A 24091-nucleotide genomic window follows, 5' to 3' on the forward strand; every position below is an offset into this window, starting at 1 on the left:
GAGCGCGCCCGCCAGGGAACGCTCCGCGATTCAGCGGCCGATATCAGAGCCGCATGTAATGCCAGGAGGCGCCTGGCGTGCCGTGTATCACGGCGCGCCGGTCGCGATGACGGCGGAACCCGAGACGCATTCAGACGCGATCGGCCCGCCGCGATTCATCGGACAGGACAGGAGGCAAGTCATGCAAGCAGGAGCGCAACAACAGGGAGGGAAGTCGCCCTTTCTGGGTGGGCGTTGGTCACAACTCGTGATCGGCATCATCTGTATGGGCCTGGTGGCCAATTTGCAATATTCGTGGACGCTGTTTGTCGAGCCCATGAACAGCAAGCACCAATGGGGGACGGCGGCCATTCAGGTGGCGTTTTCCATCTTCATCGTCGTGGAAACGTGGCTGGTCCCGATCGAGGGCTGGCTGGTCGACCGCTTTGGTCCGCGGCCGGTCGTGGCCGGCGGTGCGGTGTGTGTCGGCTTGTCGTGGGTGATGTACTCGTACGCGTCAACGCTTCCGGTGCTCTACACGGCAGCGGTTATCGCCGGTATCGGCGCGGGGTGTGTCTACGGCACGTGCGTGGGCAATGCGTTGAAGTGGTTTCCGGATCGCCGCGGCCTGGCCGCCGGCTTGACGGCTGCCGGCTTCGGTGCAGGCGCGGCCATCACGGTGATTCCGATCGCGAACATGATTCGTTCGTCAGGGTATGAATCGGCCTTCTTCAATTTCGGGATCATCCAGGGCGTCGCGATCTTTGTGCTCGCGCTGCTGTTGATCAAGCCGCGTGCGCCAAAGGGCGCAGTGGTTTCGCGCCGCAATATGGCGTCGAGTGTCGATTACTCGCCGGGCCAGATGATCAAGACGCCGGTGTTCTGGGTGATCTACATCTGTTTCGTGGCCGTGGCGGCGGGTGGCCTGATGGCGACGGCGCAAATCGGCCCGATCGCCAAGGACTTCGGCATCGCCAAACTGCCGATCACGCTGTTCGGTGCAACGCTTCCGCTGCTGACGATGACGCTGTCGGTCGATAATCTGTGCAATGGCTTCACGCGTCCGTTGTGCGGTTTCGTGTCGGACAAGATCGGTCGTGAGAACACCATGTTCATCGTCTTCCTCGGCGAAGGTGTGGCCATGCTGGGCCTGATGCAGTTTGGTCAGAATCCGTATGCGTTCGTGTTCTTCGCGGCAATGACGTTCCTGTGCTGGGGCGAAATTTTCTCGATCTTCCCGGCGCTGTGTGCCGATACCTTCGGTACCAAGAATGCCGCGGCGAATGCCGGCACGCTCTATACGGCCAAGGGAACGGCAGCATTGCTGGTGCCACTGGCCTCGGTGCTGTCGGTCGGCGGTCACTGGGATCGTGTGTTTATCGCCGCAGCCACGATCAGTATCGTGGCTGCCGCCTCGGCGAAGTTCCTGCTCGCCCCGATGCGCAAGCGTTGGATCAACAGCGTCAACCAGCCGTCGACGTGCGCCGGTGGTGTCCAATTGGTTTCGCCGGCGAGCGAGTAAGCGCTCAATCGACTGGCCGGGCATGTTCGGTGCCCGGCGCAGAAACAAAAAAGCCTTGCCACAATGGCAAGGCTTTTTTGTTGTTTTGGCTCCCCGAGCTGGGCTCGAACCAGCGACCTGCGGATTAACAGTCCGTCGCTCTACCAACTGAGCTATCGGGGATCAAATCATGGCTCGGTGCACGTGTCACCGATATAAAGAAAAGCCCCGCATGCCGCGAGGCTTTTGCTCTTGAATCTTGGCTCCCCGAGCTGGGCTCGAACCAGCGACCTGCGGATTAACAGTCCGTCGCTCTACCAACTGAGCTATCGGGGATCAAAAGAGAAAGCGATTATAGTAGGGCGTTTTGGCCGCTGTCAACACCTTGCGGCGAAATTCGCGAGCGGCGTGCCCTGGTTAGCGCCACCCCGCACCTGTCGGGGCGCCGCCGGGCAGGCCGACGGCCCGCGCCAGGGCGCCGGACTCAGGGCGCCAGGCTCAGCGCTCCAGGTGCTGCAGCTTGTCCGTGATGTCCTTCCATTCGTCGGCATCGGGAAGCGGGGCCTTCGTCTTGGTGATGCTGGGCCAGGCCAGCGCCAGTTCGGCGTTCAGGCCGATGAAGGCTTGCTGATCGCCAGGCACGTCTTCCTCGGCATAGATCGCGTTGACGGGACATTCGGCCACGCAGACCGCGCAGTCGATACACTCGTCCGGATCGATGGCCAGGAAATTCGGGCCCTCGCGGAAGCAATCGACGGGACAGACGTCGACGCAGTCGGTGTAGCGGCACTTGATGCAGTTTTCGGTGACAACGTGGGTCATTCCAACTCCTGAGGGAACAGGGCGGCTTCGGGTGGCCGCATATCCAACAAACCGTTATTGTAGCGCAGCATACCCTTGCCGGCAGGCCGTAGGTGCCCGCCAGGCGCAGTCGCGCCGCGCTTTGCGGTAACATCGAAAAGGGCCCTGCCCGCGCGTGTCGCGGCGCGCGGCATTGTGCCACATTCGCCGAAATGCCGTTTCGTCATCCCGTTCGCGCAAAAGCGCCCGATGAGCTTGTCGTCATGATCATTACTTCGCTGCTCGACACCGATCTGTACAAATTCACGATGATGCAGGTGGTGCTGCATCATTTTCCGGCGGCGCAGGTGGAATACCGCTTCAAGTGCCGCACCGAGGGCGTCGATCTGACACCTTATGTCGCTGAAATCCGTGAGGAAATCCGCCTGCTGTGTGGACTGCGGTTCTCCGAATCGGAGCTGGAATACCTGGGCAGCATGCGTTTCATCAAGAGCGATTTCATCGATTTCCTCGATCTGTTCCGTCTCAACGAGAAATATATTGACGTGCAGCCGTCGCCCAAGGGCAACGGTGAGATCGACATCACGATCCAGGGGCCGTGGCTGCATACGATCATGTTCGAGATTCCCGTGCTGGCGATCGTCAACGAGGTCTATTTCCGCAACACGCAGCGCCGGCCCGCGTATCAGGAAGGGCGCGGCCGGCTGAAGGAAAAGATCGCGCTGCTGTCCCGCCCGGACTACGGCGATTGCAAGATCGCCGACTATGGCACGCGCCGCCGCTTCTCGCGGGAGTGGCACGAGGAAGTCATCCTGACGCTGATTGACAAGCTCGGCGACCAGTTCGCCGGGACCAGCAACGTCTACTACGCGCACAAGCACAACCTGACACCGCTCGGGACGATGGCGCATGAATACCTGCAGGCGTGCCAAGCACTGGGCCCGCGCCTGCGGGATTCTCAGATTTACGGCTTCGAAGTCTGGGCCAAGGAGTACCGAGGCGACCTCGGGATCGCGTTGTCGGACGTCTACGGTATGTCGGCCTTCCTGCGCGACTTCGACATGTATTTCTGCAAGCTGTTCGACGGCGCGCGTCACGATTCGGGCGATCCGTTCGCCTGGGGGGAGCGGCTCCTGCAGCATTATGCGGACAATCGCGTCGATCCCCGAACCAAGACGATGATCTTCTCGGACGGCCTCGACATCCCCAAGGTGCTGCAGCTGTTCGAGCGTTTCGGCCATCGCTGCAAGCTTGCCTTCGGCGTCGGCACGAACCTCACCAACGATCTCGGCTACCAGCCGTTGCAGATCGTCATCAAGATGGTCCGTTGCAACGGGCAGCCGGTCGCCAAGCTGACGGACTCGCCGGGCAAGAATATGTGCGATGACGAGGCCTATCTCGCGTATTTGCGGCAAGTCTTCGAGATCCCGGTACTGGCCGGGAATTGACGCCTGAGACCTGATGCGCCCGATTCATGCGGTTGACCGACAGGCCCGCTGCGTGTGCGCCGGGGCAGGTTTCGCCGCGCGCGGGCGCCTGCGTGCCGGTATAATTGCGGATCGCCCCGCCGGCCGTGATTGGCCCGATTCTCGTCCGAGAGGCTCACCCGAGTGTCTCGCCAGGGTTTCTTTCCCCAGTCGTCGCCGGCTCATCAGGAAGCTCGCATGGACACCTCCGACGCCCGCAATCGCATTTTTGCCCGCATCCGCGGTGCGCAGCAGCGCCCCGCCGAATTGCGCGAGACGGAACATGCGGCGGCACAGGACTACCTTGCGCACCATCCGTCGGGCCCGCGTCCGGCATTGCCCGACGACCTCGTCGCGCATTTCATCCTGAAGGCGGAAGCGCTGGCCACGACAATCGCGCGCGTGCCTGCGCTGGCCGACGCGCCGGCGGCGGTCGCCGCGTATCTCAAGGCCCGGGAATTGCCGACGGACGCCATCGCGTGGCCGACACTGAGCGCACTGGACTGGGCCGGCGCCGGTTGCCATGTCGAATTCCGCAAGCCGCACGGTACCGATCTCGTCGGCATTACCGGCTGTTTCTGCGCCGTGGCCGAAACCGGCGCGCTGATGATGCAGTCCGGGCCGGAAACCTTCGCTTCGGCGACGCTGCTGCCGGAAACGCACGTGGCGATCGTGCCGGTTTCGCGCGTGGTCGCGGGGCATGAAGATGCCTTCGCGCTGGTGCGCAGCGAGCGCGGCCAACTGGCGCGCGCGACGAACTTCATTGCGGGGCCCTCACGCACTGCCGACATCGAGCAGACGCTCGTGCTCGGCGCGCATGGGCCGTATCGCGTCCACGTGATCCTTGTCGACGGCGCGTGAGCGCAGGCGCGGGACGCATTGACAATACGCGGCGTCCGCCGGGCGTTTGCGCTGTGTTTTGGGGGAATTCCCAATCGTTGGGGAGGGGCGGGCACTTCGGGCCGGCGCAGGACTCGAACTGGCTTTACAACATAACCACAAGGGGCCATGACCGCATGCAAAAACTGTTTCCCGGCGCGTTCGCTATCGTCTTTCTCACCCTGCTGAGCCCAGCCGTCCAGGCGGCTGAGCTCAACGGCGCGCAACTGAGCGCAGCGTGGGGCGTGCCGTTCGCGGGGCTGCTCCTGTCGATTGCGCTCGGGCCATTGCTCGCGCCGGCGTTCTGGCATCACCATTTCGGCAAGATCTCCGCGTTCTGGGCGGCAGCCTTTTTTCTCCCGTTCGCGCTCGTGCAAGGCGTGGGGCCGGCGTGGCACGGCGCGGTGCATGCGCTCGTGGCCGAATACATTCCGTTCGTCATCCTGCTGATCGCGCTGTATACCGCTGCGGGCGGCATCTGCGTGCGCGGCAATCTGCACGGTTCCGCGAAGCTCAATACCGGCTTGCTCGCGCTCGGCACCTTCCTTGCGAGCATCATGGGCACGACGGGCGCGGCCATGTTGCTGATTCGTCCGTTGATCCGCGCGAACGATAACCGCAAGCACAATGTGCATGTGGTCGTGTTTTTCATTTTTCTTGTCGCCAACGCAGGGGGCTCGCTGACGCCGCTGGGCGATCCGCCGCTGTTTCTTGGCTTCCTGCAGGGTGTCGATTTTTTCTGGACCACGGCACAACTGTGGCCTGAAACGCTGATGGCGTGCGGGATCCTGCTGCTGCTGTTCTTCATCATCGACAGCTATTACTTCCGTCAGCCGGATGAGCAGAAGATCTCCCGGCTCGATCCCACGCCGGACGCCCCGCCCGTGAGCCTCGACGGCAAGCGCAATTTCTTCCTGCTGGCAGCGGCGGTGGGTCTCGTGCTGATGAGCGGCATCTGGAAGCCGGGGGTCGTGTTCGACGTGGCGGGCACGCCGGTCGAGCTGCAGAATATCGCGCGCGACGCAGGGCTCCTGATCGTCGTGCTGATTTCGCTCGCGATCACGCCCAAGACCGCGCGTACCGGCAACGATTTCAACTGGGAGCCGATGAAGGAAGTCGCGAAGCTGTTCGCCGGCATCTTCCTCACGATTATCCCCGTGGTCGAGATCCTGCGTGCCGGCGAGGCAGGGGCGTTGGGCTGGGTGATCCGCCTGGTGAGCGGCCCCGGTGGCGAACCGAACAACGTGATGTACTTCTGGGCCACCGGCCTGTTGTCGTCGTTCCTCGACAACGCGCCGACCTATCTCGTGTTCTTCAACACGGCCGGCGGGGATGCGCAGACGTTGATGACGGCAGGCGCCTCCACGCTGGCGGCAATTTCGGCCGGCGCCGTGTTCATGGGCGCCAACACATACATCGGCAATGCGCCGAACTTCATGGTCAAGGCGATCGCGGAGCAGCGCGGCATCAAGATGCCGAGTTTCTTCGGCTACATGCTGTGGTCAGGCGCGATCCTGTTGCCGCTGTTCGTCGTCATGACCGTATTCTTCAAGTGAGGCGGACGAAGTGAAACCGAAAATCCTTGTCGCGCGAGCGATCTTCCCGGACGTCATCGAACGGCTGACCCGGTATTTCGAAGTGGAAACGAACGATGCCGACGTCATCATGCCGCCGGCCCAACTGGCTGCGCATCTTGCCGACAAGGACGGTGCCCTGACCACGGCGAGCGAGCGCGTCGACGCGACTGTCCTGGCAGCGGCGCCGAAACTGCGCGTCGTGGCCAACATGGCGGTTGGCTACAACAACTTCGACCTCGACGCGATGACCGCGAAGGGGGTCATGGCCACGAACACGCCGGACGTCCTCAACGAAACCACCGCCGATTTCGGCTGGGCATTGCTGATGGCCACGGCGCGCCGTATCACCGAATCCGAGCGCTGGCTGCGCGAGGGCCGCTGGGACAAGTGGGCGTACGACATGTTCCTTGGCGCCGACATTCACGGCGCCACGCTCGGCATCATCGGCATGGGGCGCATTGGCCAGGCGATCGCGCGCCGTGCCGCCGGATTCAACATGCATGTCGTCTATCACAACCGCTCGCGGCTCGATGCAACGCTGGAAGCGGCGTGCAAGGCGTCGTACGTTGGCAAGGACGAACTGCTACGGAGTGCCGACCACGTCATTCTGGTGCTGCCGTATTCGGCGGCCACGCATCACACCATCGGCGCGGCGGAATTGGCGCAGATGAAGCCGACGGCCACGCTGGTCAACCTTGCGCGTGGCGGTATCGTCGACGACGCGGCGTTGGCGCGCGCGCTGGCGGAAAAACGGATTGCGGCGGCCGGGCTCGATGTCTTCGAAGGCGAACCGAATGTGCATCCCGATCTGTTGACGGTGCCCAACGTCGTGCTCACGCCGCATATCGCGAGCGCCTCGGCGGCGACGCGCCGCGGCATGGCGAATCTTGCGGCCGACAATCTGATCGCCGCATTGGGGTTCGGCGCCGACGCGGGCAGGCCGCCATGCCTGCTGAATCCGTCCGTTCTCGGCAAGTAAGGAGTTTGCGCAGTGGAAATGATGCTTGTGGCGCTGTCGGCGCTGAGTCTGCTGGTGATCATCGCGGTCGCCGTGCGGGTCTGGTCGGGCAACGGCAATGCCGGGGTGCGCGATGCGTTGGCATCGACTCGCGACGATCTGCTGCGTGCTGCCGAGCGCACCGAGCGCGGTTTGCGCGAGGAGTTCGCGGACACGGCGCGGGCCGCCCGCGCAGAGCAGAGTACGCAGATGGCGCAGTTCCAGCAGACCCTGGCCGCGCAGATGACGAGTGTGGCGACCGTCCAGAACAATCAGATCGACGGCTTCGCGCAGCAGTTGGCCAAGCTGACGGAATCCAACGCTGCACAGCTCGATGCGGTGCGGCAGAGCCTGATGCAGAACGGTCAGCAGATGCGTGAGGAACAGTCCGCGGCGCTGCGCCGCTTCGGCGAGGCGCAGCATCAGCAACTGACGCAATTGAGCGAAGGCAACGAACGGCGTCTGGCGGAAGTTCGCGCAACGCTCGAACAGAAGCTCAAGGACATCGAGGTCAACAATGCGGCGAAGCTCGAAGAGATGCGCCGCACCGTCGACGAAAAGCTGCATGCTACGCTCGAACAGCGTCTGGGCGAGTCGTTCAAGCTCGTATCCGACCGGCTCGAACAGGTGCATCGCGGCTTGGGCGAGATGCAATCGCTGGCAGCCGGCGTGGGCGATCTCAAGCGGGTGTTGACGAATGTCAAGACGCGCGGTATCTGGGGGGAAGTGCAGCTCGAAGCCTTGCTCGATCAACTGCTGACCAGCGATCAGTACGCGAAGAATGTCGCGACGGTGCCGGGCAGCGGCGAGCGCGTCGAATTTGCGATTGCATTACCCGGGGCCAACGGCGAGCAGGGCAAGCCGGTCTGGCTGCCGATCGATGCCAAGTTCCCGCGCGAGGATTACGAGCGCCTGCTCGACGCGCAGGAGCGTGCCGATCCGGCCGCCGTTGAAGAGGCGTCGAAGGCGCTGGAGGCGCGGATTCGGTTGGAAGCGCGCACGATTGCCGAGAAGTACCTTTCGCCCCCGCACACCACGGACTTCGCGCTGCTGTTCCTGCCGACGGAGGGGTTGTACGCAGAAATCCTGCGCCGCCCGGGCCTGTCGGACCTGTTGCAACGTGATTTCCGCGTGACGGTAGCCGGCCCGACAACGCTGACGGCATTGCTCAACAGCTTGCAGATGGGTTTCCGCACGCTGGCCATCGAGCGGCGTTCGAGCGAAGTCTGGCAGGTGCTCGGCGCGGTGAAGACCGAGTTCACCAAGTTCGGCGACGTGCTGGCAAAGACGAAATCGCAGCTGGAAACGGTGACGCGGTCCATCGATCAGGCGGAGGTACGCACGCGTCAGATGGCGCGCAAGCTCAAGACGGTCGAAGCGTTGCCGGGTGAACAGGCGACGGCGCTGCTTGGCGCGGACGGCTTCGCCGACGAGGAATAAGGTCGTGCCTGCACGGCCGCCCGGCAGGACACGTTCGCGAGCCCGATATTGGCGTGAACCGGCCCTAATCCGTTTCGGGCACGTCCGACAGCGTGATCTCGATGCCGCCGAAACGCACGGCCACCCAGTTATAGGCGTGGCAGGCAATCCACAGCAGCACGAAGCCGAGCACGGCATTCAGGAGCAGCGCAGAGAAGAAGGTCAGGCCGGGCAGGTCGCCGTAGCGCAGGAAGGCGGCCAGGAATGCCAGCAGCACGAGCGGGATGCTGAACGTCAGATAGATCAATACAAGGGCTTTGGCGGTCTGTCCCGGGCTGATGTAGGTAATCTGTTTTTTCATTATAAGAATCGACGGTAAAAGAAGACGTTGCGCGCAGTCGCTAACAGTGGCGTCAGACAAGTCCTTCGAAAACGGTCACCCCGACCGTCTCTCCGGCGGCCACGTCGCCGCGCCCATGCTCGAGCACGACGAAACAGTTGGCCTCGCTCATCGTACGAAGGACACCCGCGCCCTGCGCGCCGGCGACGGTGACCTGCCATTGGCCGGCGGCGTCCCGCGCCAGGATGCCGCGCAGGAACTCAGTACGCCCGGGGCGTTTCGCGATCGCCGTGGCCGTTGCCACGGGCAGGCACGGCAGCGGCTGTGGCGCCGCACCCATCATCGCAAACAGCGCGTCGCGCACGATCTGGTAGAACGACGACATCACGGCGGCCGGATTGCCGGGCAAGCCAAACAGCAGCGCGTTGCGGCCATCGCAGTCCAGACGTCCGAATGCGAAAGGACGGCCCGGGCGCATGGCGATCTTCCAGAACGCGACCTCGCCGAGCCGCGCCATCATTTCACGCGTAAAATCCGCTTCCCCGACGGATACGCCACCCGAAGTAATGATCGCGTCGGCATCCCGGCACGCGACGCGCAGCGTGGCTTCGAGCGCCTGGGGATCGTCGCGCACGACGCCGAGATCGAGGACCTCGACGCCCAGGCGCGTGAGCATGCCGAACAGCGTATAGCGGTTGCTGTCATAGAGCGTGCCCGGCTCGAGCGGCTGGCCGACCGAGCGCAGTTCGTCGCCCGTTGAGAAGAAGGCCACGCGAAGCCGGCGGCGTACCGGGACTTCGGCGATGCCGAGCGACGCGATGAGCCCGATGTCGGCGGGACGCAGGACCTTGCCGGCCAGCATGGCCGGCTGGCCTTGCGCCAGGTCCTCTCCGGCATAGCGTACGTGACGCCGGGCCTGTACGGCGGTGGCGTCGAACATGACCTCATCGCCGTCCGTCTGCACCAATTCCTGCGGAATCACGGTATCGCAACCTGCGGGCAGGTGCGCGCCGGTCATGATGCGAACGCACTGTCCTGCGCAGGCGCTGCCGCCAAACGGGCGCCCTGCCAGCGCGCGGCCGGCGACCGCCAGACGCACCACGCCGCCCGCCGCGAGCGCATCGCCGGCGAAGGCATAGCCGTCCATGGCGGCATTGTCGAAGGCGGGGACATCGAGCGGGGAAATCAGGTCGCGCCCAAGCACACGGTCGAGTGCGCTGCGCACGGCGACCGATTCGATCGCCTCGACCGGTTGCGCCAGGCGCGCGACGATGCTGCGCGCGGCGTCGACCGTCAAGGCGTTCGGGTCGTAGTCCGGCAGGCCAACCAGGGCGTCGTCTAGTGTTTTCATTAATGTGGCGTCGCAGGACCGGCCTGCGCGAAGCGATACCAGGGTCAGGCCGCAGGCCCGCGCCGCTCGTATGCGTGAAGATCCTCAAGCGTGTTGATATTGTAAAACGGACGCTCGTCGGGGAAGTGAACTTGTACGGCCTTGTGGCGTGCCAGCCACGCTTGCACGCGGCGCTCGTCCCGCGCAAGCGCTTGCGCCAGGGATCCGGCGAGCGAAGTGCGCAAAAGAGCGAAAACCGGATGCGGGCCACTGTCGGTGATGGCAAAGGCGGCATCGGCATGGCCGAGCATCAGGGCCGCGCCGAGCCGGGCGACGAGGTCACCCGGCAGGAACGGGGAGTCGCACGGGACAGTGATGACGAATGGCGTATTCGCTGCTTCGAGCCCTGCCAGCATGCCGGCGAGCGGCCCGGGAAAGCCGCCGGCGTGGTCGCCGACGACCGGCGCGCCGAGTGCGGCATAGCGGTCCGCATGGCGATTGGCGCTTATCAGCAGCGCACCCACCTGCGGTTGCAGGCGTTGCATCACGTGCGCCGCGAGCGGTGCGCCGTGCAGGGGCTGGAGGCCCTTGTCGAGACCGCCCATGCGTTGTCCGCGCCCGCCCGCCAAAATGACGCCGGTTACCTGAGAACGATCGGGCGCGGCGGCGACGGCATCGGAGGCGGTCATGGCGAAGTCGGCCAGGTGAGGATCCGGTTTCAGCGGTTCAGCGCGATGACGCGCCCGTCGGCGTCGAACCAGACCGCCCCGTCGCCGAGCATGACGCCGTCTGCACGCGCGAACATCAGGCGTGGTACAGACGTGCCGATCGTTTTCACGAAACTGTCGGTGAAGATTTCGTTGTAGCGCGCGAGCAGCGTTTTCGGGTTACGCAGGATCAGCGTCTTGCCGCGAAGCGACACGCGCAACGGATAGCGGATGGACTGCGCCACAACGTCGCGCCGGTCATCGAGCACGCCGCGCCGGAACATGCCGGCAGCACGATTGACGGCCTCGTCGTCGGTCACGCCGGCGATGTTGTAGAGATGGCCGAGCTTGCCGCTCTGGATGCTCGACATGGCCAACTCGAACGGCACGGTGCGGCCGTTGCGCAGATCTTTCCATTGACCGCTCAGGACTTCACATTGCTGCGATTGTCCCGCCTGACGGTTGATGTCGTCCGGTGCGGCGAACTCGCCTTCGAAGGTAGCGCGCGGCATGCCGCCGGCGTCGAATTCGGTCAACGACAGGCGGGTCTTGCCTTCGAGCTTGCCGGTCAGGAAGGTGTCCCCCTGCGAAGAGGCGTTGGCATAGCGGCCTTCGAGCTTGCCGCTGGACGATGGGCGCAGCACCATGCGCAGCGGATTGCGTTCACCGAGCTGGCCGCTGTATGTCAGCAGGCGATTGGTCAGGTCGCGATGGCCAGGATCGCAATCCGCATGGGCCACGGCGGGGGCGCCGAGGCAAGCGAGCGTGCCCAGCACGACAGCGCAAAGACTTGCGCGTGCAGGCGCGGCCGGGCCATACAGGCCCCGGGAGAGGCGCCGGGAGAAAAACAGGGCGAGGGCGCGGGCTTGGCGGGCGCCCGTGTCGAAAACAGTCATGAGTCTCAATAAAACGGGTATCTGGGTGTCGAATGTCGCGCACAAACGGCATGCCGCTTCCGCGGCATGCCATCGGCGGCGTGTCAGCCGCCGATATACGACATCTCGACTTTAGGTGCGGCGTTTTCAGGCAAGCCTGTGGCGGCGGTTCGCAACGCTGAATAACGGTCGGTGCGGCCCGCCCAGATCTCGCCGATGGCGGCGGAGATTTCGGCGTCGCTCGCGCCACCGCGCAACAGTGCGCGAAGGTCGTGACCGGCGCTGGCAAACAGGCACAGGTACAGCTTGCCTTCCGTAGACAGCCGCGCCCGTGAACAAGTGCCGCAAAAAGCGCGTGTCACGCTGGAAATCACGCCGATTTCGCCACCACCGTCGACATAGCGCCAACGCTGGGCAGTTTCGCCCGGGTAGTTCGGTTCGAGCGGTTCCACCGGCAGATGGGCATGCAGGCGGGCGATGACGTCGGCTGACGGCAGCACGTCATCCATGCGCCAGCCATTGGAGGTGCCGACATCCATGAATTCGATGAACCGGACGACAATTCCGCTGCCGTGGAAATGGCGTGCGACTGGCACGATATCGTGGTCGTTCGTGCCGCGCTTGACGACCATGTTGACCTTGATCGGCCCGAGCCCGACGCGCTGCGCTTCGGCAATGCCTTCCAATACGCTGGCAACCGGAAAGTCGACGTCGTTCATGCGGCGGAACGTCGCGTCGTCGAGGCTGTCGAGGCTGACTGTCACGCGTGTCAGACCCGCATCCTTCAACGTCTGCGCCTTGCGTTTGAGCAGCGAGCCGTTCGTCGTCAGGGTCAGGTCCAGGGGTTTGCCCGACGGCGTGCGGATCGCGGCGAGCATTTCAACCAGGCGCTCGAGATTCTTGCGCAGCAGCGGTTCGCCGCCCGTGAGCCGGATTTTCTCGACGCCATGGGCGACGAACAGGCGTGCCGAACGTTCGATTTCCTCGAACGTCAGCAGCGACGAATGCGGCAGAAACGTATAGTCCTTGTCGAAGACGTCCTTCGGCATGCAATACACGCACCGGAAATTGCAGCGATCGGTGACCGAAATACGCAGGTCGTGGAGGTGCCTTCCCAGGCCATCTTCGAGATGGCCGGTAGCGGGACGCAACACATCGGGAATCTGCGGCGTTTGCGTCGGATAGCGCAGATCGGTCAAGCGGATGATCGTCTCAGTCATGGTAAAGGCCCTGCGCCTTCATTCTAGCGAATCCATTTCAATGGCGCAGAAACCCCGGAGCCGGGGCAGGCTTACCTTGGGGGGGAGATAAGCGGAAAATGCTGCGGGAGATACAGGTATTGTGATGAAACTTCGGGATTGGTGCAATGCGGTCAACCCCGAATGTCCGTGGTACACGGTAGGCAGCAAAAAAGGGGGCCGAAGCCCCCATTTTTGCGACTGTCGTCAGCCGATGCTGCCAGTTCGTACGATTACTCGGGCGAACGCTGTGTCTCGACCTGTTCCATCGGGCCCGAATTCACGGGAGGCGAAACTCGGCGTTCACGCGGCACACGCGGGGCCGGGACGGTTTGCGCGGCGGCATCCTGCGCGGCACGGGCCTTGCTGACGTCTGTCTGGACCCAGACGAGACCTGCGCTTGCCAGCGTCGACTCGAGCGAAGCCTGGCTGGCGGCCGGTGCGCTTTGCACGGCGGCCGGTGCCGGTTGCGCCGGCGCGGCCGCCACGGCAGGTGCCGTTGCGACCGGAGCCGCTTCGACCGGCTTGACGGTTTCGACCGGCGCCGGCGCGGCGTGCGCGACGACCTGGGCCGGTTCGGCCGGTGCCGGGGCTGCTTGCGCAACGACCTGGGCAGTTTCGACCGGTGCCGGGGTGGCCACCGGCGCTTGTGCCGGCTCGGCGATCGACGGTGCAACCGCGCTCGCGGCGATTTCCGTCAGGGCTTCGGCCGGAATGCTCGGCTGGGCCGGCGCAGGCTCCGCGGCGGGCAGCGGTGCCGGCGTAGGCGCGATCACAACCGGGGTGACGCTCGGCAGCGGTGCGCTCATGGCCGGGGCGACCGGTGCGGCCGCCGGGGCAACCGCGACAGGTGCAGGTTCCGGTGCTGGTGCCGGTGCTGGTGCTGGTGCCGGTGCCGTTTCGGCCGGCGCGGCGACGGTTTCCGTCGTCACAGGGGCAGCGGGCGGCGCAGCCGGGGGGGCGGCGCTAACGGTCTCGGCCGGCTCGGCGTGGACAACTGCCGGTGTCGGTTGCAGTTCGGCGACTGGCTGCGGCATGGCCGGGGCGGCAGGTTGCGGTGCATATTGCGTTGCCTGCTGCGGCGCATACTGCAGTGCGGCTTCACTCACCGTTTCCACGGCGGCTTCCGGCGCCGCGTGCTGCATTACGGCTTCGCCCGCGCCTTCGGCCTGGCTGTCGGCCGATTGGCCCTCACCGGCTTCGCGGTCGCGGCGGCCGCCACGACGGCCACGACGACGGCTGCGACGGCGTTCTTCTCCGGCCTCCGACGTTTCGTCGCCCGGCAGGCCCGGGGCTGCGCTGGCCAGCGTGTTGTCGACGATGTCTTCCTCGATGACCGGGGCCGGCGCGCCGGCCGGCGGCACCAGGCCGGCTTGCGGGGCGCGCGCCTGTTGCGTTTCCTGCGTACCATCCTGCGGGCGGCGCTCGCGGCGATCCTGACGGTCACGGCGGCCACGGCCTTCGCGGGCCTCGTCGGTCCGGGCTTCCGTGGTTACCGGTTGACGTTGCGACTCGTCGCGCTCGCGCGGCTGGCGGCCGTCCTGGCGTTCGCCACGCTCACCGCGTTGGCCACGGCCGTCGCGGCCCTCGCGCCCTTCACGGGCTTCGCGTGGTGCCGGTGCGGCGGCTTCCTTGCCGACGGCGGTCTTTTCGTCGCGGGCACCGCGACGGTTGCGGTTTTGCTGATGCGGGCGTTCGTGACGTTCACGCGGCGGGCGGACCGCCGGCTTGGCCGGTTCCTCGGCCTTCTTGACCGGTGTGGCCGGCGTGTCGAAGCCGAGAATGCGCTTGACCCAGCCGATGAAACCGCCCGAGGCGGGGCGCAGCGCCGGCGCGGCCGGTGCTGCGGTGGCCAGTTCCGGGCGCGGCTGTGCTGCCGGCGCGGGCTGTTCCGGCGTGATGCCCTTGACGGCAGCTTCCTGACGCGGCTTCACTTCTTCCTTGCGCTTGCTATAGCCGGCGTCTTCTTCCATCGTACGCGCGGCTTCGTCGGCGATCGTGTAGCTGGCCTTCGGCGCGTCGAGGCGCGGATCATCGAAACGCAGGCGCTCGAGCTTGTAATGCGGCGTCTCGAGATGCTTGTTCGGGATCATCAGCACGCCGACCTTGAAGCGCGCTTCGATCTTGTTGATTTCCTGGCGCTTCTCATTGAGCAGGTACGCTGCGACTTCGACCGGCACCTGGGTGTGGATCGCGGCCGTGTGCTCCTTCATCGCTTCTTCCTGGATGATGCGCAGGACTTGCAGCGCCGACGATTCGGCGTCGCGGATGTGGCCCGTGCCGTTACAGCGCGGACAGGTGACGTGGGTGCCTTCCGACAACGACGGACGCAGGCGCTGGCGCGACAGTTCCATCAGGCCGAAACGCGAGATCTTGCCCATCTGGACGCGTGCGCGGTCGTGTTTCAGCGAATCCTTGACACGTTGTTCGACTTCACGCTGGCTCTTGGCCGACTCCATGTCGATGAAGTCGATCACGATCAGGCCGCCGAGGTCGCGCAAGCGCAGCTGGCGCGCGACTTCGTCGGCGGCTTCCAGATTGGTGCGCAGGGCGGTTTCCTCGATGTCCGCACCTTTGGTGGCGCGGGCCGAGTTCACGTCGATCGAAACAAGCGCTTCGGTGTGATCGATCACGATCGCGCCGCCCGAGGGCAGCGGCACCTGACGCGAGTAAGCCGTTTCGATCTGATGTTCGATCTGGAAACGCGAAAACAGCGGCACGTCATCGCGATACTGCTTCACGCGGTTGAGATGGTCGGGCATGACCACCTGCATGAAGTTGCGCGCCTGTTCGGAAATTTCTTCCGTATCGATGAGGATTTCACCGATATCGGGTTGGAAATAGTCACGAATCGCGCGAATGACGAGGCTCGATTCGAGATAAATCAGGGCGGAATCGCGCGGCAGTTCGATGTTGCCGGCGGCGCCTTCGACGGCGCGCCACAGTTGCAGCAGGTAATTCAGGTCCCATTGCAGTTCCTCGGCCGAACGGCCGATGCCGGCGGTACGGGCGATGATGCTCATGCCTTCGGGCAGCTCGAGCTGGCCCATCGTCTCGCGCAGTTCCTGGCGGTCTTCGCCTTCGATGCGGCGCGACACGCCACCGCCGCGCGGATTGTTCGGCATCAGCACGAGATAGCGGCCGGCCAGCGAGATGAACGTGGTGAGGGCGGCGCCCTTGTTTCCGCGTTCTTCCTTCTCGACCTGGACGATCAGTTCCTGACCTTCGGACAGGGCGTCCTGGATACGGGCGTTACGAACGTCGGCGCCGTCCTTGAAATAGGCGCGGGCCACTTCCTTGAACGGCAGGAAACCATGACGGCCTTCGCCGTAATTGACGAAGCAGGCTTCGAGGGAGGGTTCGATGCGGGTGATGACACCCTTGTAGATATTGCCTTTGCGCTGTTCGCGCCCGGCGGTTTCAATATCGATGTCGATGAGCTTCTGCCCATCGACAATGGCCACGCGCAACTCTTCCTGTTGCGTGGCGTTGAACAACATGCGTTTCATGAAAACGACTCCCACCCGCCGCAGCCCGCTGTGTCGCGGAGCGTCGGGCATATATCACTCTAGTTATCCAACACGCATGGGTGGAATCGCTGGGGGGAGAATTGCCGAGGGGCCTGGCCTTGTCAGGGCACAGGACATGCGGGCGCCTGCGAAAACGCTAACGCGCTCGCCCGGAGTCGCCACGCGGCCGGCAGGGCCGGTACGGTGCGAGTCATTTCGGGTTTGCAGTCCGTAACTCGAGAAACATCATTGCTTTTTCTCGGGGCGCCTGCCGACACTTCTTATTCTTGTGGCGGCGCCTCAATCTTTGACTATTTGCGTGAGCGTTATTCACAAAGCGGTCAGCCTCCGGCAAATCCCGGGGCTGGCCGCCAAAAATTCTGTATCCAGTAACTCTATCCTGCGGCACCGCCTGACGACCGAAGCGACCTGTGGGCCCGCTTCCTGCCTTCACGGACGTGCCGTGCGTGTGTCTCTCTGCTCAAGGTAACCGGACGAGCAGCCAGCCCGGGGTGCAAGTAAAATAGCGTTTTGGCGCTTGCACCGGCAAAGGCGGGGATTTGGCTTGTTTCCGCTACCGCCAACCTCTGTTGGGCAAATTATATTCATAATGAATGAGTTAGGCAAAAGTCGGCGAGAATTGGCAACGTCGGCACCGGCACCTCAGGTGCGCCTGGTTGAAGTGGACGAAGGCTCCGCGGGCCAGAGAATCGACAATTTCCTCCTGCGGGAATGCAAGGGTGTGCCGAAAAGCCACGTCTATCGCATCCTGCGCAGCGGCGAAGTCCGCGTCAACAAAGGGCGGATAGACGCAACCTATCGTCTTGTTCTGGGCGATATCGTCCGGATTCCGCCCGTCCGCATGGCGGCCCCGAATGCGCCGGCACCCGTGCCGGCCGCGACTTTCCCCGTGTTGTTTGAAGACGACTACTTGTTGGCAATCGACAAGCCGGCCGGCGTCGCAGTCCATGGCGGCAGCGGCGTCTCGTTCGGTGTCATCGAACAACTTCGGCAGGCGTTGCCGCATTTGAAGTTTCTGGAGCTTGTGCATCGGCTCGATCGCGAGACTTCTGGCATCCTGTTGCTGGCGAAAAAACGGGCGGCCCTGGTCGGCATGCATGAGCAGATCCGGCAGAATCGCATGGACAAGCGTTACCTGGTGTGCGTAAAAGGGGAATGGACCGACCGCCAGCGGGCGGTGAAGGTGCCGCTGTACAAGTACGTGACGGCGGAGGGTGAGCGCCGGGTACGCGTACAAGATGACGGACAGGCATCGCATACGGTATTCCGGCGGATGGAGTCCTTGGCGCCATATACGCTACTTGAGGCGGAACTGAAGACCGGTCGAACGCATCAGATTCGGGTTCATCTGGCGCATTTGGGCACCCCGATCGTCGGCGACGACAAATATGGCGACTTCACGCTGAACAAAGCGCTGGCGAAACCCGGGGTGAAGCCGGGCATCAAGCGGATGTTCCTGCATGCATGGCGGCTTCGTTTGACACATCCTGTGCTGGATACGCCAATTGCGCTGGAAGCCCCGTTGCCGCCAGAATGTGAGAAATTCCTGAAACAACTTCGAGGCACCGTACCCGATGCCAAGCCCTGAGTTTGACCTGGTCGTTTTCGACTGGGACGGGACGTTGATGGACTCAACGCCCACCATTACACGTTGTATCCAGGCCGCGTGCCGCGACTTGGGCCTGCCGGTGCCGGCCGACGAGTTGGCGAGTCACGTGATCGGTCTCGGTTTGCGCGATGCGCTGCAGATGGCTGCGCCAACACTGGATCCGGCGCATTACCCGCGCCTGTCGGAGCGCTATCGTTTTCATTACCTGATTGGCGACAAGGACACGGTGTTGTTCAATGGGGTACGCGAATTGCTGGACGAACTGCGTGCGCGCGGCCGTTTTCTGGCGGTGGCGACGGGCAAGTCGCGCGTGGGCTTGAACCGGGCGCTGGAAGCGGCAGGCCTGATGCGCATGTTCGACGCGACCCGATGTGCGGACGAAACCTTCTCGAAGCCGCATCCGGCGATGCTGCAGGAGTTGACGCGCGAACTGGGGCAGGATTTGCGCCGTACCGTGATGATCGGCGACACGACGCATGACTTGCAGATGGCCAAGAGCGCCGGCTCGGCGAGCGTGGCGGTCGCCTATGGGGGCGCGCATCCGCGTGAGCAACTGGAGGCGTTGTCGCCCGATTTCTGCGCGGGCAGCGTGACCGAATTGCGCGAGTGGCTGTTGGAGCGCGTTTGATGAATGATACGTACGCGGTCGAGATCTGCCCGGGCGATGCCCTCGCCGAGGGCGGTCGCGGCGTACGCTTCGAGGTGACGATCGACGGCCGCGCGATGCCGGCGTTCGTGGTCCGGTACGGCGGTGCAGTCTTCGGCTACCTGAATCAATGCGCTCATGTGCCGATGGAGTTGGATTGGCAGGAAGGCCAGTTCTTTGAAGGCTCAGGCTTATACTTGATGTGCGCCACGCACGGCGCGATGTACGAACCCGATACCGGGCACTGCGTGGGCGGACCCTGCCGGGGCGCGTGGCTGTGCAAGCTCGATGTCGAGGAGCGTGGCGAGGGGGCCGGGGCCGTCGTGGTCTGGCTCCCGGACGAACGTATCCGCCCGCCCGCCAACCCTGGCGCTGCATGAATCTCTGACTTGTGGAACTCGTATGGTTGACCAAATCCCGCCTGACACTCCCCGCAGCGAACCTGGCTTTCCGCCCCCGGGCGCAGGCACCGGTAGTAGCCGCGATCCGCGCGACGTCCAGCCATGGGAGCGGGCAATGCTGGAGAAGGTGCTGCTGGCCGGCATCAAGGAGCAGCGCGCGGCGCGGCGCTGGAAGATTTTCTTTCGCCTGTCGATGCTGGCGGTCGTGGGGCTGGTGGTATGGTCGCTGTTCGACATCGGCGGCAGCGGCAGCACTGTGGTGGCGAGCACCGGCAGGCATACGGCGCTCGTGACCCTGAACGGCGAAATTTCCGCAGACGGCAAGGCGAGTGCTGAAAACATCAATAACGCGCTGGAATCGGCGTTTGATGACGCCAATGCGGCCGGCGTGATCCTGCGCATCAACAGCCCGGGCGGCAGTCCGGTGCAGGCGGGCATCATTTACGACGACATCACGCGTTTGCGCGAGAAGTATCCGAAAAAGCCGATTTATGTGGTGGTTGAGGAGATTTGCGCGTCGGGCGGTTACTACGTGGCGTCGGCAGCAACCAGTATCTATGTCGACAAGGCGAGCATCGTTGGCTCGATCGGCGTGTTGATGGACGGTTTTGGTTTCACCGGGCTGATGGACAAGCTGGGTATCGAGCGCCGTCTTCTGACCGCCGGCAAGAATAAGGGCTTCCTCGACCCGTTCTCACCGCAAACCGACGGGCAGAAGGTTTATGCGCAGGATATGCTCGAGCAGGTGCATCAGCAGTTCATCGATGCAGTGAAGAAGGGGCGCGGCGACCGCTTGAAGCGTGATCCGGACATGTTTACCGGGTTGTTCTGGACGGGGCAGAAGAGCGTCGAGCTGGGGCTCGCCGACGGGCTTGGCAGCGTCGACATGGTGGCGCGCGATATCCTCAAGGCACCGGACCTGGTGGATTACACCGTCAAGGAGAGCTTCCCGGAGCGTATGGCACGCCGGTTCGGCGCGGCCATGGGGGCGGCTGCCGTCAAGACGATGATGATGGGGGCGTCGCTGGCGGTGCGGTGAGTGTCTCGAGGGGGCGTTTTTGAAACCTTCGCAGTTTGCGCGGGTTTCATCCTCTTTAGCGCCCGGGGCCGCCAACGGGCCTACTTTTGCTTCGCAAAACCAGCCCCATTGCCGGCGTCATGCTCCCGGGAGTTGGCGCTCGCGGTGCGCTTTTCCTTATTGCGCCAAAAACAGGAAGATTGCCGGGCGTTTGTGCAGCTCGATGGCCTCCTTGGGCCATCCCTTGATGCGATGTGAGACGATTTTTTCGTCCTGTTGCGTCAAATCGGCGGCAACACACAACAATGTCGACGCATCGCACGCGCCGAGCAGGGCGTCGAGCATCGCCCGGTTTCGATAGGGCGTTTCGATGAAAATCTGTGTCTGCTTCTCGCGCCGCGAACGTTGCTCAAGGTCGCGCAGGCGTTTTTGCCGCTCCGCCGGGTCGGTCGGCAAATAGCCATGGAACGCGAAACTCTGCCCGTTCAACCCCGAGGCCATCAGCGCCAGAAGGATGGAGCTCGGGCCCACGAGCGGCACGACGCGGACGCCGCGCTCGTGAGCGCGGCGCACCAGCAGCGCGCCCGGGTCGGCCACCGCAGGGCAGCCGGCTTCGGAGACCAGCCCGCCATCCGCACCCGCCAGAATGGGGGCCAGCAGGTCGTCGATCGCCCCGTCCGGTGTATTGACGTTCAGCTCTCGAATCTCGACTTCCTGTATCGGCGCGGTAATGCCGACGGTTTTCAGGAATGCGCGCGTACTCTTGGCCTGCTCCCCGACAAAATATGTCAGGCGGGCGGTCAACGTGCGGACTTCTTCCGGCAACACACCGGGCAGGCCACCCAAGGTCGCGTCGCCAAGCGTGTTGGGAATCAGATACAGCGTGCCGCTCATGCTGCCACCGGACCCGGCAGCGAGACGCCGGCGTTGAGCAGCATGGTCGTCAATGCGATCAGCGGCAACCCGATCAACGCGGTCGGGTCGTCGCTTTCGATCTTTTCCAGCACCATGATGCCGAGCCCTTCGGACTTGGCGCTGCCCGCGCAGTCATACGGTTCCTCGGCGCGCAGGTAGGCGTCCAGGACGTCGTCGGGCAAATGTCTGAATTTGACGATCGTCACGACGTCGTCGGTCTGCGCGACACCCGTACGGGCGTCGAGCACGCACAGGGCCGAATGGAACTCCACCACGCGGCCGCGCATCATGCGCAGTTGTTCCATGGCGGTGTCGTGGTCGCCGGGCTTGCCGATCTGGCGTCCGTCAAGCGTCGCGACCTGATCCGAGCCGATCACGATCGCCCCGGGGTGCTTGGCGGCGACGGCTTCGGCCTTGCTCCGCGAAAGGCGCAGCGAGGTGTCGTGCGGCGTTTCACCGTTCAGCGGTGTCTCGTCGACATGGGGGGCGTACACTGTGAAAGGCAGGCGCAGGCGTTCGAGCAACTCGCGGCGGTAACGCGAGCCGGAGGCCAGAATCAAGAGGGGCGCGGGGGTAAGGGCAGGTTGTTGCGACATCGGGTTTAAGTGTTTGACGAGAAACGAAAAACTATTTAAAATTCACGGCTTTTGCAATTTGGCGTCCGGTCCCATTGCGGCTTTTGCCGCCCAATCATGCGGGTTTTGTGCAGATTGGACGCGGGTTTCACGCGAATTATCGCGCAAACCCCGGCAGGGGATACGGGAGCATGACGGCGCATCGAGCGTTCAGTGAACCGGGGCAATGATGAGCGAATACGTAGTTGATCTGTTCGAATTCGCGCGTACAGGCCGGGTGGCTGAAGGGGACGTGCGTTTGACGGCTTTGCCGCGCATGTTAACCGAAGTTCCGGCCGAAGTGGCGGAAGCCGCGCGCGCCGAGCAGGTTTTCCATTGGCGCGTCGAAGGGGCGGAGCGGAAGGTGCCGCGCGCCGACGGCAAGGAAAGCATCGAGCAATTCATCACGCTGGCCGTCACCGGCCCGATGTGGCTTGAATGCCAGCGATGCATGAAGCCGTACCAGGAGCCCCTCGTCTCCGAAACCACGTTCGAGATCGTGCACGACGAAGCCGCGGCGGAAAACCGCCCGCTCGACGAAGACGAACTCGAAGCCCTGGTGGGCTCAAAGCAGTTCGATCTGCTCAGCCTGATCGAGGAAGAATTGTTGCTGGCCTTGCCCATCGTGCCCAAACATACGGTCTGTCCGGCCGTGCACGATAGCCTGGCCACGGGCAGCGACGGGTTGACTGAATCGGTCCCCGAGCCCGAAGAGGATAAGCCGTCTCCGTTCGCGGCGCTGGCAGCGCTCAAGCGCTCGCCGGACAAGGACGGAAAGTAACCAGAACATGTTTGCGTTAGTCGCACAGGGCGGGCCAATTGGCCGACACCATAAGCGGCGCTCGAACTGTGTTAAAATTTCGCGATATTTTGAGGAGTTATCATGGCCGTTCAACAGAACAAGAAATCGCCGTCGAAGCGCGGCAATCACCGTTCGCACGATTTCCTGACCGCCCCGGCGACCGCCGTCGAGCCGACGTCGGGTGAGACGCACCTGCGTCACCACATTTCGCCGAACGGTTTCTACCGCGGCCGTAAAGTCGTCAAGACCAAGAACGACTAAGTCGGCCCGAGAGGCGACACCGCGCCTGTTCACGGCGCAGCTTGATCGTCCGATGTGGCAAAAGCGGCACTCATCCTGCCGCTTTTTTGTTACCAGTAACGCAAGCCAAACACGTCGACACGCATGACAGTCACAATGACGATCGACTGCATGGGCGGTGACCACGGTCCATCGGTAACGGTGCCGGCCGCGGTTCGCTTCGTGCAGTTCAACGACGACGTCGAACTCGTGCTGGTGGGGCAGGAGGCGGCCATCGCCGCGCAGTTGTCGAAGCTGCGCGCGGATGGGCATCCGCGCCTGTCCGTGGTCAACGCCACCGAAGTCGTCGCCATGGACGACTCGGTCGAAACCGCACTGCGCAAGAAGAAAGACTCCTCGATGCGCGTGGCGCTCAACCTCGTCAAGGAAGCGCGCGCGCAAGCCTGCATTTCCGCCGGCAATACCGGCGCGCTGATGGCGGTGTCGCGCTACGTGCTCAAGACGCTGCCGGGCATCGAGCGTCCTGCCATCGCCACCGTGTTGCCGAACCAGTTGGGCGGCTACACGACCGTGCTCGATCTCGGCGCGAACGTCGATTGCGAAGCCAGCCATCTGCTGCAATTCGCCGAGATGGGCCACGCGCTCGTCGCCGCCGTTGACGGCAAGGAACGCCCGTCGATCGGCCTGCTCAATATCGGCGAAGAAGTCATCAAGGGCAACGACGTCATCAAGCAGGCGGGTGAGTTGCTGCGCGCGTCCACGCTCAATTTCTACGGCAACGTCGAAGGCAACGACATCTACAAGGGCACCACCGACATCGTCGTTTGCGACGGTTTCGTCGGCAATGTCGCGCTCAAGACTTCCGAAGGACTCGCCCAGATGCTGGGTGATATGATCAAGGAAGAGTTCAGCCGCGCCTGGTGGACCAAGCTGATGGCGATTTTTGCCATGCCCGTGCTCAATCGCTTCAAGCACCGCGTGGATCACCGCCGATACAATGGCGCGGCGCTGCTCGGACTGCGCGCGCTGGTCATCAAGAGCCACGGTTCGGCTGACGCGTTCGCATTTGAATGGGCTATCAAACGGGGCTATGATGCAGTTCGCAATGGTGTGCTCGACCGCTTGTCGCGCGCCATGGACGAAAATCAGACTCAGCTCCAAGAGACAAAGCCCATGCCGGCAATCCCGGCGCTATAACCGTTCACAT

General features: G+C 63.8%; 22 protein-coding genes and 2 tRNA genes. 13 read left to right on the plus strand and 11 right to left on the minus strand.

The window, feature by feature from the left end:
• Positions 1–181 precede the first annotated feature (181 nt).
• Positions 182–1501 carry an oxalate/formate MFS antiporter gene (gene oxlT, locus PTE30175_RS07845; RefSeq protein ID WP_150696511.1) on the plus strand — a complete coding sequence of 440 codons (1320 nt, stop codon included), beginning with the start codon at positions 182–184 and terminating at the stop codon, positions 1499–1501.
• Positions 1502–1587: 86 nt separating this feature from the next.
• On the opposite strand, the gene PTE30175_RS07850 is transcribed toward oxlT, so the two are convergent.
• From PTE30175_RS07850 to fdxA, 3 genes are all read right to left on the minus strand, one after another.
• Positions 1588–1663 (minus strand) — tRNA-Asn (locus PTE30175_RS07850).
• A 77-nt stretch (positions 1664–1740) separates the two neighbouring features.
• Positions 1741–1816: transfer RNA gene (locus tag PTE30175_RS07855), tRNA-Asn, on the minus strand.
• Between the two features lie 162 nt (positions 1817–1978).
• Entirely contained in the window at positions 1979–2302 is a 324-nt protein-coding gene (gene fdxA, locus PTE30175_RS07860) for a ferredoxin FdxA (RefSeq protein WP_150696512.1), read from the minus strand.
• A gap of 242 nt (positions 2303–2544) precedes the next feature.
• Here fdxA and pncB point away from each other — a divergent pair, with 242 nt between their 5' ends.
• From pncB to PTE30175_RS07885, 5 genes are all read left to right on the plus strand, one after another.
• On the plus strand, positions 2545–3729 hold the full coding sequence (gene pncB / locus PTE30175_RS07865; RefSeq protein ID WP_150696513.1) for a nicotinate phosphoribosyltransferase: 1185 nt from the start codon (positions 2545–2547) through the stop codon (positions 3727–3729).
• Between the two features lie 216 nt (positions 3730–3945).
• Positions 3946–4608, plus strand: coding sequence for a LutC/YkgG family protein (locus PTE30175_RS07870; protein WP_150696514.1), 663 nt, complete (start codon positions 3946–3948; stop codon positions 4606–4608).
• Between the two features lie 155 nt (positions 4609–4763).
• Positions 4764–6182, plus strand: a complete 1419-nt coding sequence (locus PTE30175_RS07875) for a sodium:proton antiporter (RefSeq protein ID WP_150696515.1) — start codon at positions 4764–4766, stop codon at positions 6180–6182.
• 10 nt (positions 6183–6192) lie between these two features.
• The gene (locus PTE30175_RS07880) at positions 6193–7182 is read left to right on the plus strand and encodes a 2-hydroxyacid dehydrogenase (RefSeq protein ID WP_150696516.1); all 990 of its coding nucleotides are present in this window, start codon (positions 6193–6195) and stop codon (positions 7180–7182) included.
• An 18-nt stretch (positions 7183–7200) separates the two neighbouring features.
• Positions 7201–8640, plus strand: coding sequence for a DNA recombination protein RmuC (locus PTE30175_RS07885; protein ID WP_150696634.1), 1440 nt, complete (start codon positions 7201–7203; stop codon positions 8638–8640).
• 64 nt (positions 8641–8704) lie between these two features.
• On the opposite strand, the gene PTE30175_RS07890 is transcribed toward PTE30175_RS07885, so the two are convergent.
• The 6 genes from PTE30175_RS07890 to PTE30175_RS07920 form a co-directional block, all read right to left on the minus strand.
• Complete coding sequence (locus tag PTE30175_RS07890; RefSeq protein WP_150696517.1) at positions 8705–8980, minus strand: hypothetical protein; 276 nt, start codon at positions 8978–8980, stop codon at positions 8705–8707.
• A 52-nt stretch (positions 8981–9032) separates the two neighbouring features.
• A complete protein-coding gene (moeA, locus tag PTE30175_RS07895) occupies positions 9033–10310 on the minus strand; it encodes a molybdopterin molybdotransferase MoeA (RefSeq protein ID WP_150696518.1) in 1278 nt (425 codons plus the stop codon).
• 44 nt (positions 10311–10354) lie between these two features.
• Positions 10355–10978 carry a molybdenum cofactor guanylyltransferase MobA gene (gene mobA / locus PTE30175_RS07900; protein WP_150696519.1) on the minus strand — a complete coding sequence of 208 codons (624 nt, stop codon included), beginning with the start codon at positions 10976–10978 and terminating at the stop codon, positions 10355–10357.
• Between the two features lie 29 nt (positions 10979–11007).
• Positions 11008–11892, minus strand: coding sequence for a hypothetical protein (locus tag PTE30175_RS07905; protein ID WP_191628914.1), 885 nt, complete (start codon positions 11890–11892; stop codon positions 11008–11010).
• An 83-nt stretch (positions 11893–11975) separates the two neighbouring features.
• Positions 11976–13091: a GTP 3',8-cyclase MoaA gene (moaA, locus tag PTE30175_RS07915; RefSeq protein ID WP_150696522.1), complete on the minus strand. Its 1116-nt coding sequence runs from the start codon at positions 13089–13091 to the stop codon at positions 11976–11978.
• A 251-nt stretch (positions 13092–13342) separates the two neighbouring features.
• Positions 13343–16618: an Rne/Rng family ribonuclease gene (locus PTE30175_RS07920; protein WP_150696523.1), complete on the minus strand. Its 3276-nt coding sequence runs from the start codon at positions 16616–16618 to the stop codon at positions 13343–13345.
• A 610-nt stretch (positions 16619–17228) separates the two neighbouring features.
• Between PTE30175_RS07920 and PTE30175_RS07925 the strand changes: the two genes are divergently transcribed.
• The 4 genes from PTE30175_RS07925 to PTE30175_RS07940 are packed head-to-tail and all read left to right on the plus strand — an operon-like array spanning position 17229 to position 20334.
• A complete protein-coding gene (locus PTE30175_RS07925; protein WP_150696635.1) occupies positions 17229–18227 on the plus strand; it encodes an RluA family pseudouridine synthase in 999 nt (332 codons plus the stop codon).
• A complete protein-coding gene (locus PTE30175_RS07930; protein WP_150696524.1) occupies positions 18214–18876 on the plus strand; it encodes an HAD-IA family hydrolase in 663 nt (220 codons plus the stop codon). The genes PTE30175_RS07925 and PTE30175_RS07930 overlap by 14 nt, the downstream gene beginning before the upstream one ends.
• Positions 18876–19274, plus strand: coding sequence for a Rieske (2Fe-2S) protein (locus PTE30175_RS07935; protein ID WP_150696525.1), 399 nt, complete (start codon positions 18876–18878; stop codon positions 19272–19274). The genes PTE30175_RS07930 and PTE30175_RS07935 overlap by 1 nt, the downstream gene beginning before the upstream one ends.
• Before the next feature lie 22 nt (positions 19275–19296).
• Positions 19297–20334 (plus strand): S49 family peptidase, encoded by a 1038-nt coding sequence (locus tag PTE30175_RS07940; protein ID WP_150696526.1) that lies wholly within the window; start codon positions 19297–19299, stop codon positions 20332–20334.
• A gap of 156 nt (positions 20335–20490) precedes the next feature.
• On the opposite strand, the gene PTE30175_RS07945 is transcribed toward PTE30175_RS07940, so the two are convergent.
• On the minus strand, positions 20491–21207 hold the full coding sequence (locus PTE30175_RS07945) for an SAM-dependent methyltransferase (protein WP_150696527.1): 717 nt from the start codon (positions 21205–21207) through the stop codon (positions 20491–20493).
• Positions 21204–21824 (minus strand): Maf family nucleotide pyrophosphatase, encoded by a 621-nt coding sequence (locus PTE30175_RS07950; RefSeq protein WP_150696528.1) that lies wholly within the window; start codon positions 21822–21824, stop codon positions 21204–21206. Before PTE30175_RS07950 ends, PTE30175_RS07945 begins: the two co-directional genes overlap by 4 nt.
• Positions 21825–22029: 205 nt before the next feature.
• On the opposite strand from PTE30175_RS07950, the gene PTE30175_RS07955 reads away from it, so the two are divergent.
• From PTE30175_RS07955 to plsX, 3 genes are all read left to right on the plus strand, one after another.
• Complete coding sequence (locus PTE30175_RS07955) at positions 22030–22623, plus strand: YceD family protein (RefSeq protein ID WP_150696529.1); 594 nt, start codon at positions 22030–22032, stop codon at positions 22621–22623.
• 102 nt (positions 22624–22725) lie between these two features.
• Entirely contained in the window at positions 22726–22905 is a 180-nt protein-coding gene (gene rpmF, locus PTE30175_RS07960) for a 50S ribosomal protein L32 (RefSeq protein ID WP_150696530.1), read from the plus strand.
• A 123-nt stretch (positions 22906–23028) separates the two neighbouring features.
• Positions 23029–24081: a phosphate acyltransferase PlsX gene (gene plsX / locus PTE30175_RS07965; protein ID WP_150696531.1), complete on the plus strand. Its 1053-nt coding sequence runs from the start codon at positions 23029–23031 to the stop codon at positions 24079–24081.
• Positions 24082–24091: the final 10 nt, after the last annotated feature.

It is taken from the genome of Pandoraea terrae (genome assembly GCF_902459695.1).
Classification (GTDB): domain Bacteria; phylum Pseudomonadota; class Gammaproteobacteria; order Burkholderiales; family Burkholderiaceae; genus Pandoraea; species Pandoraea terrae.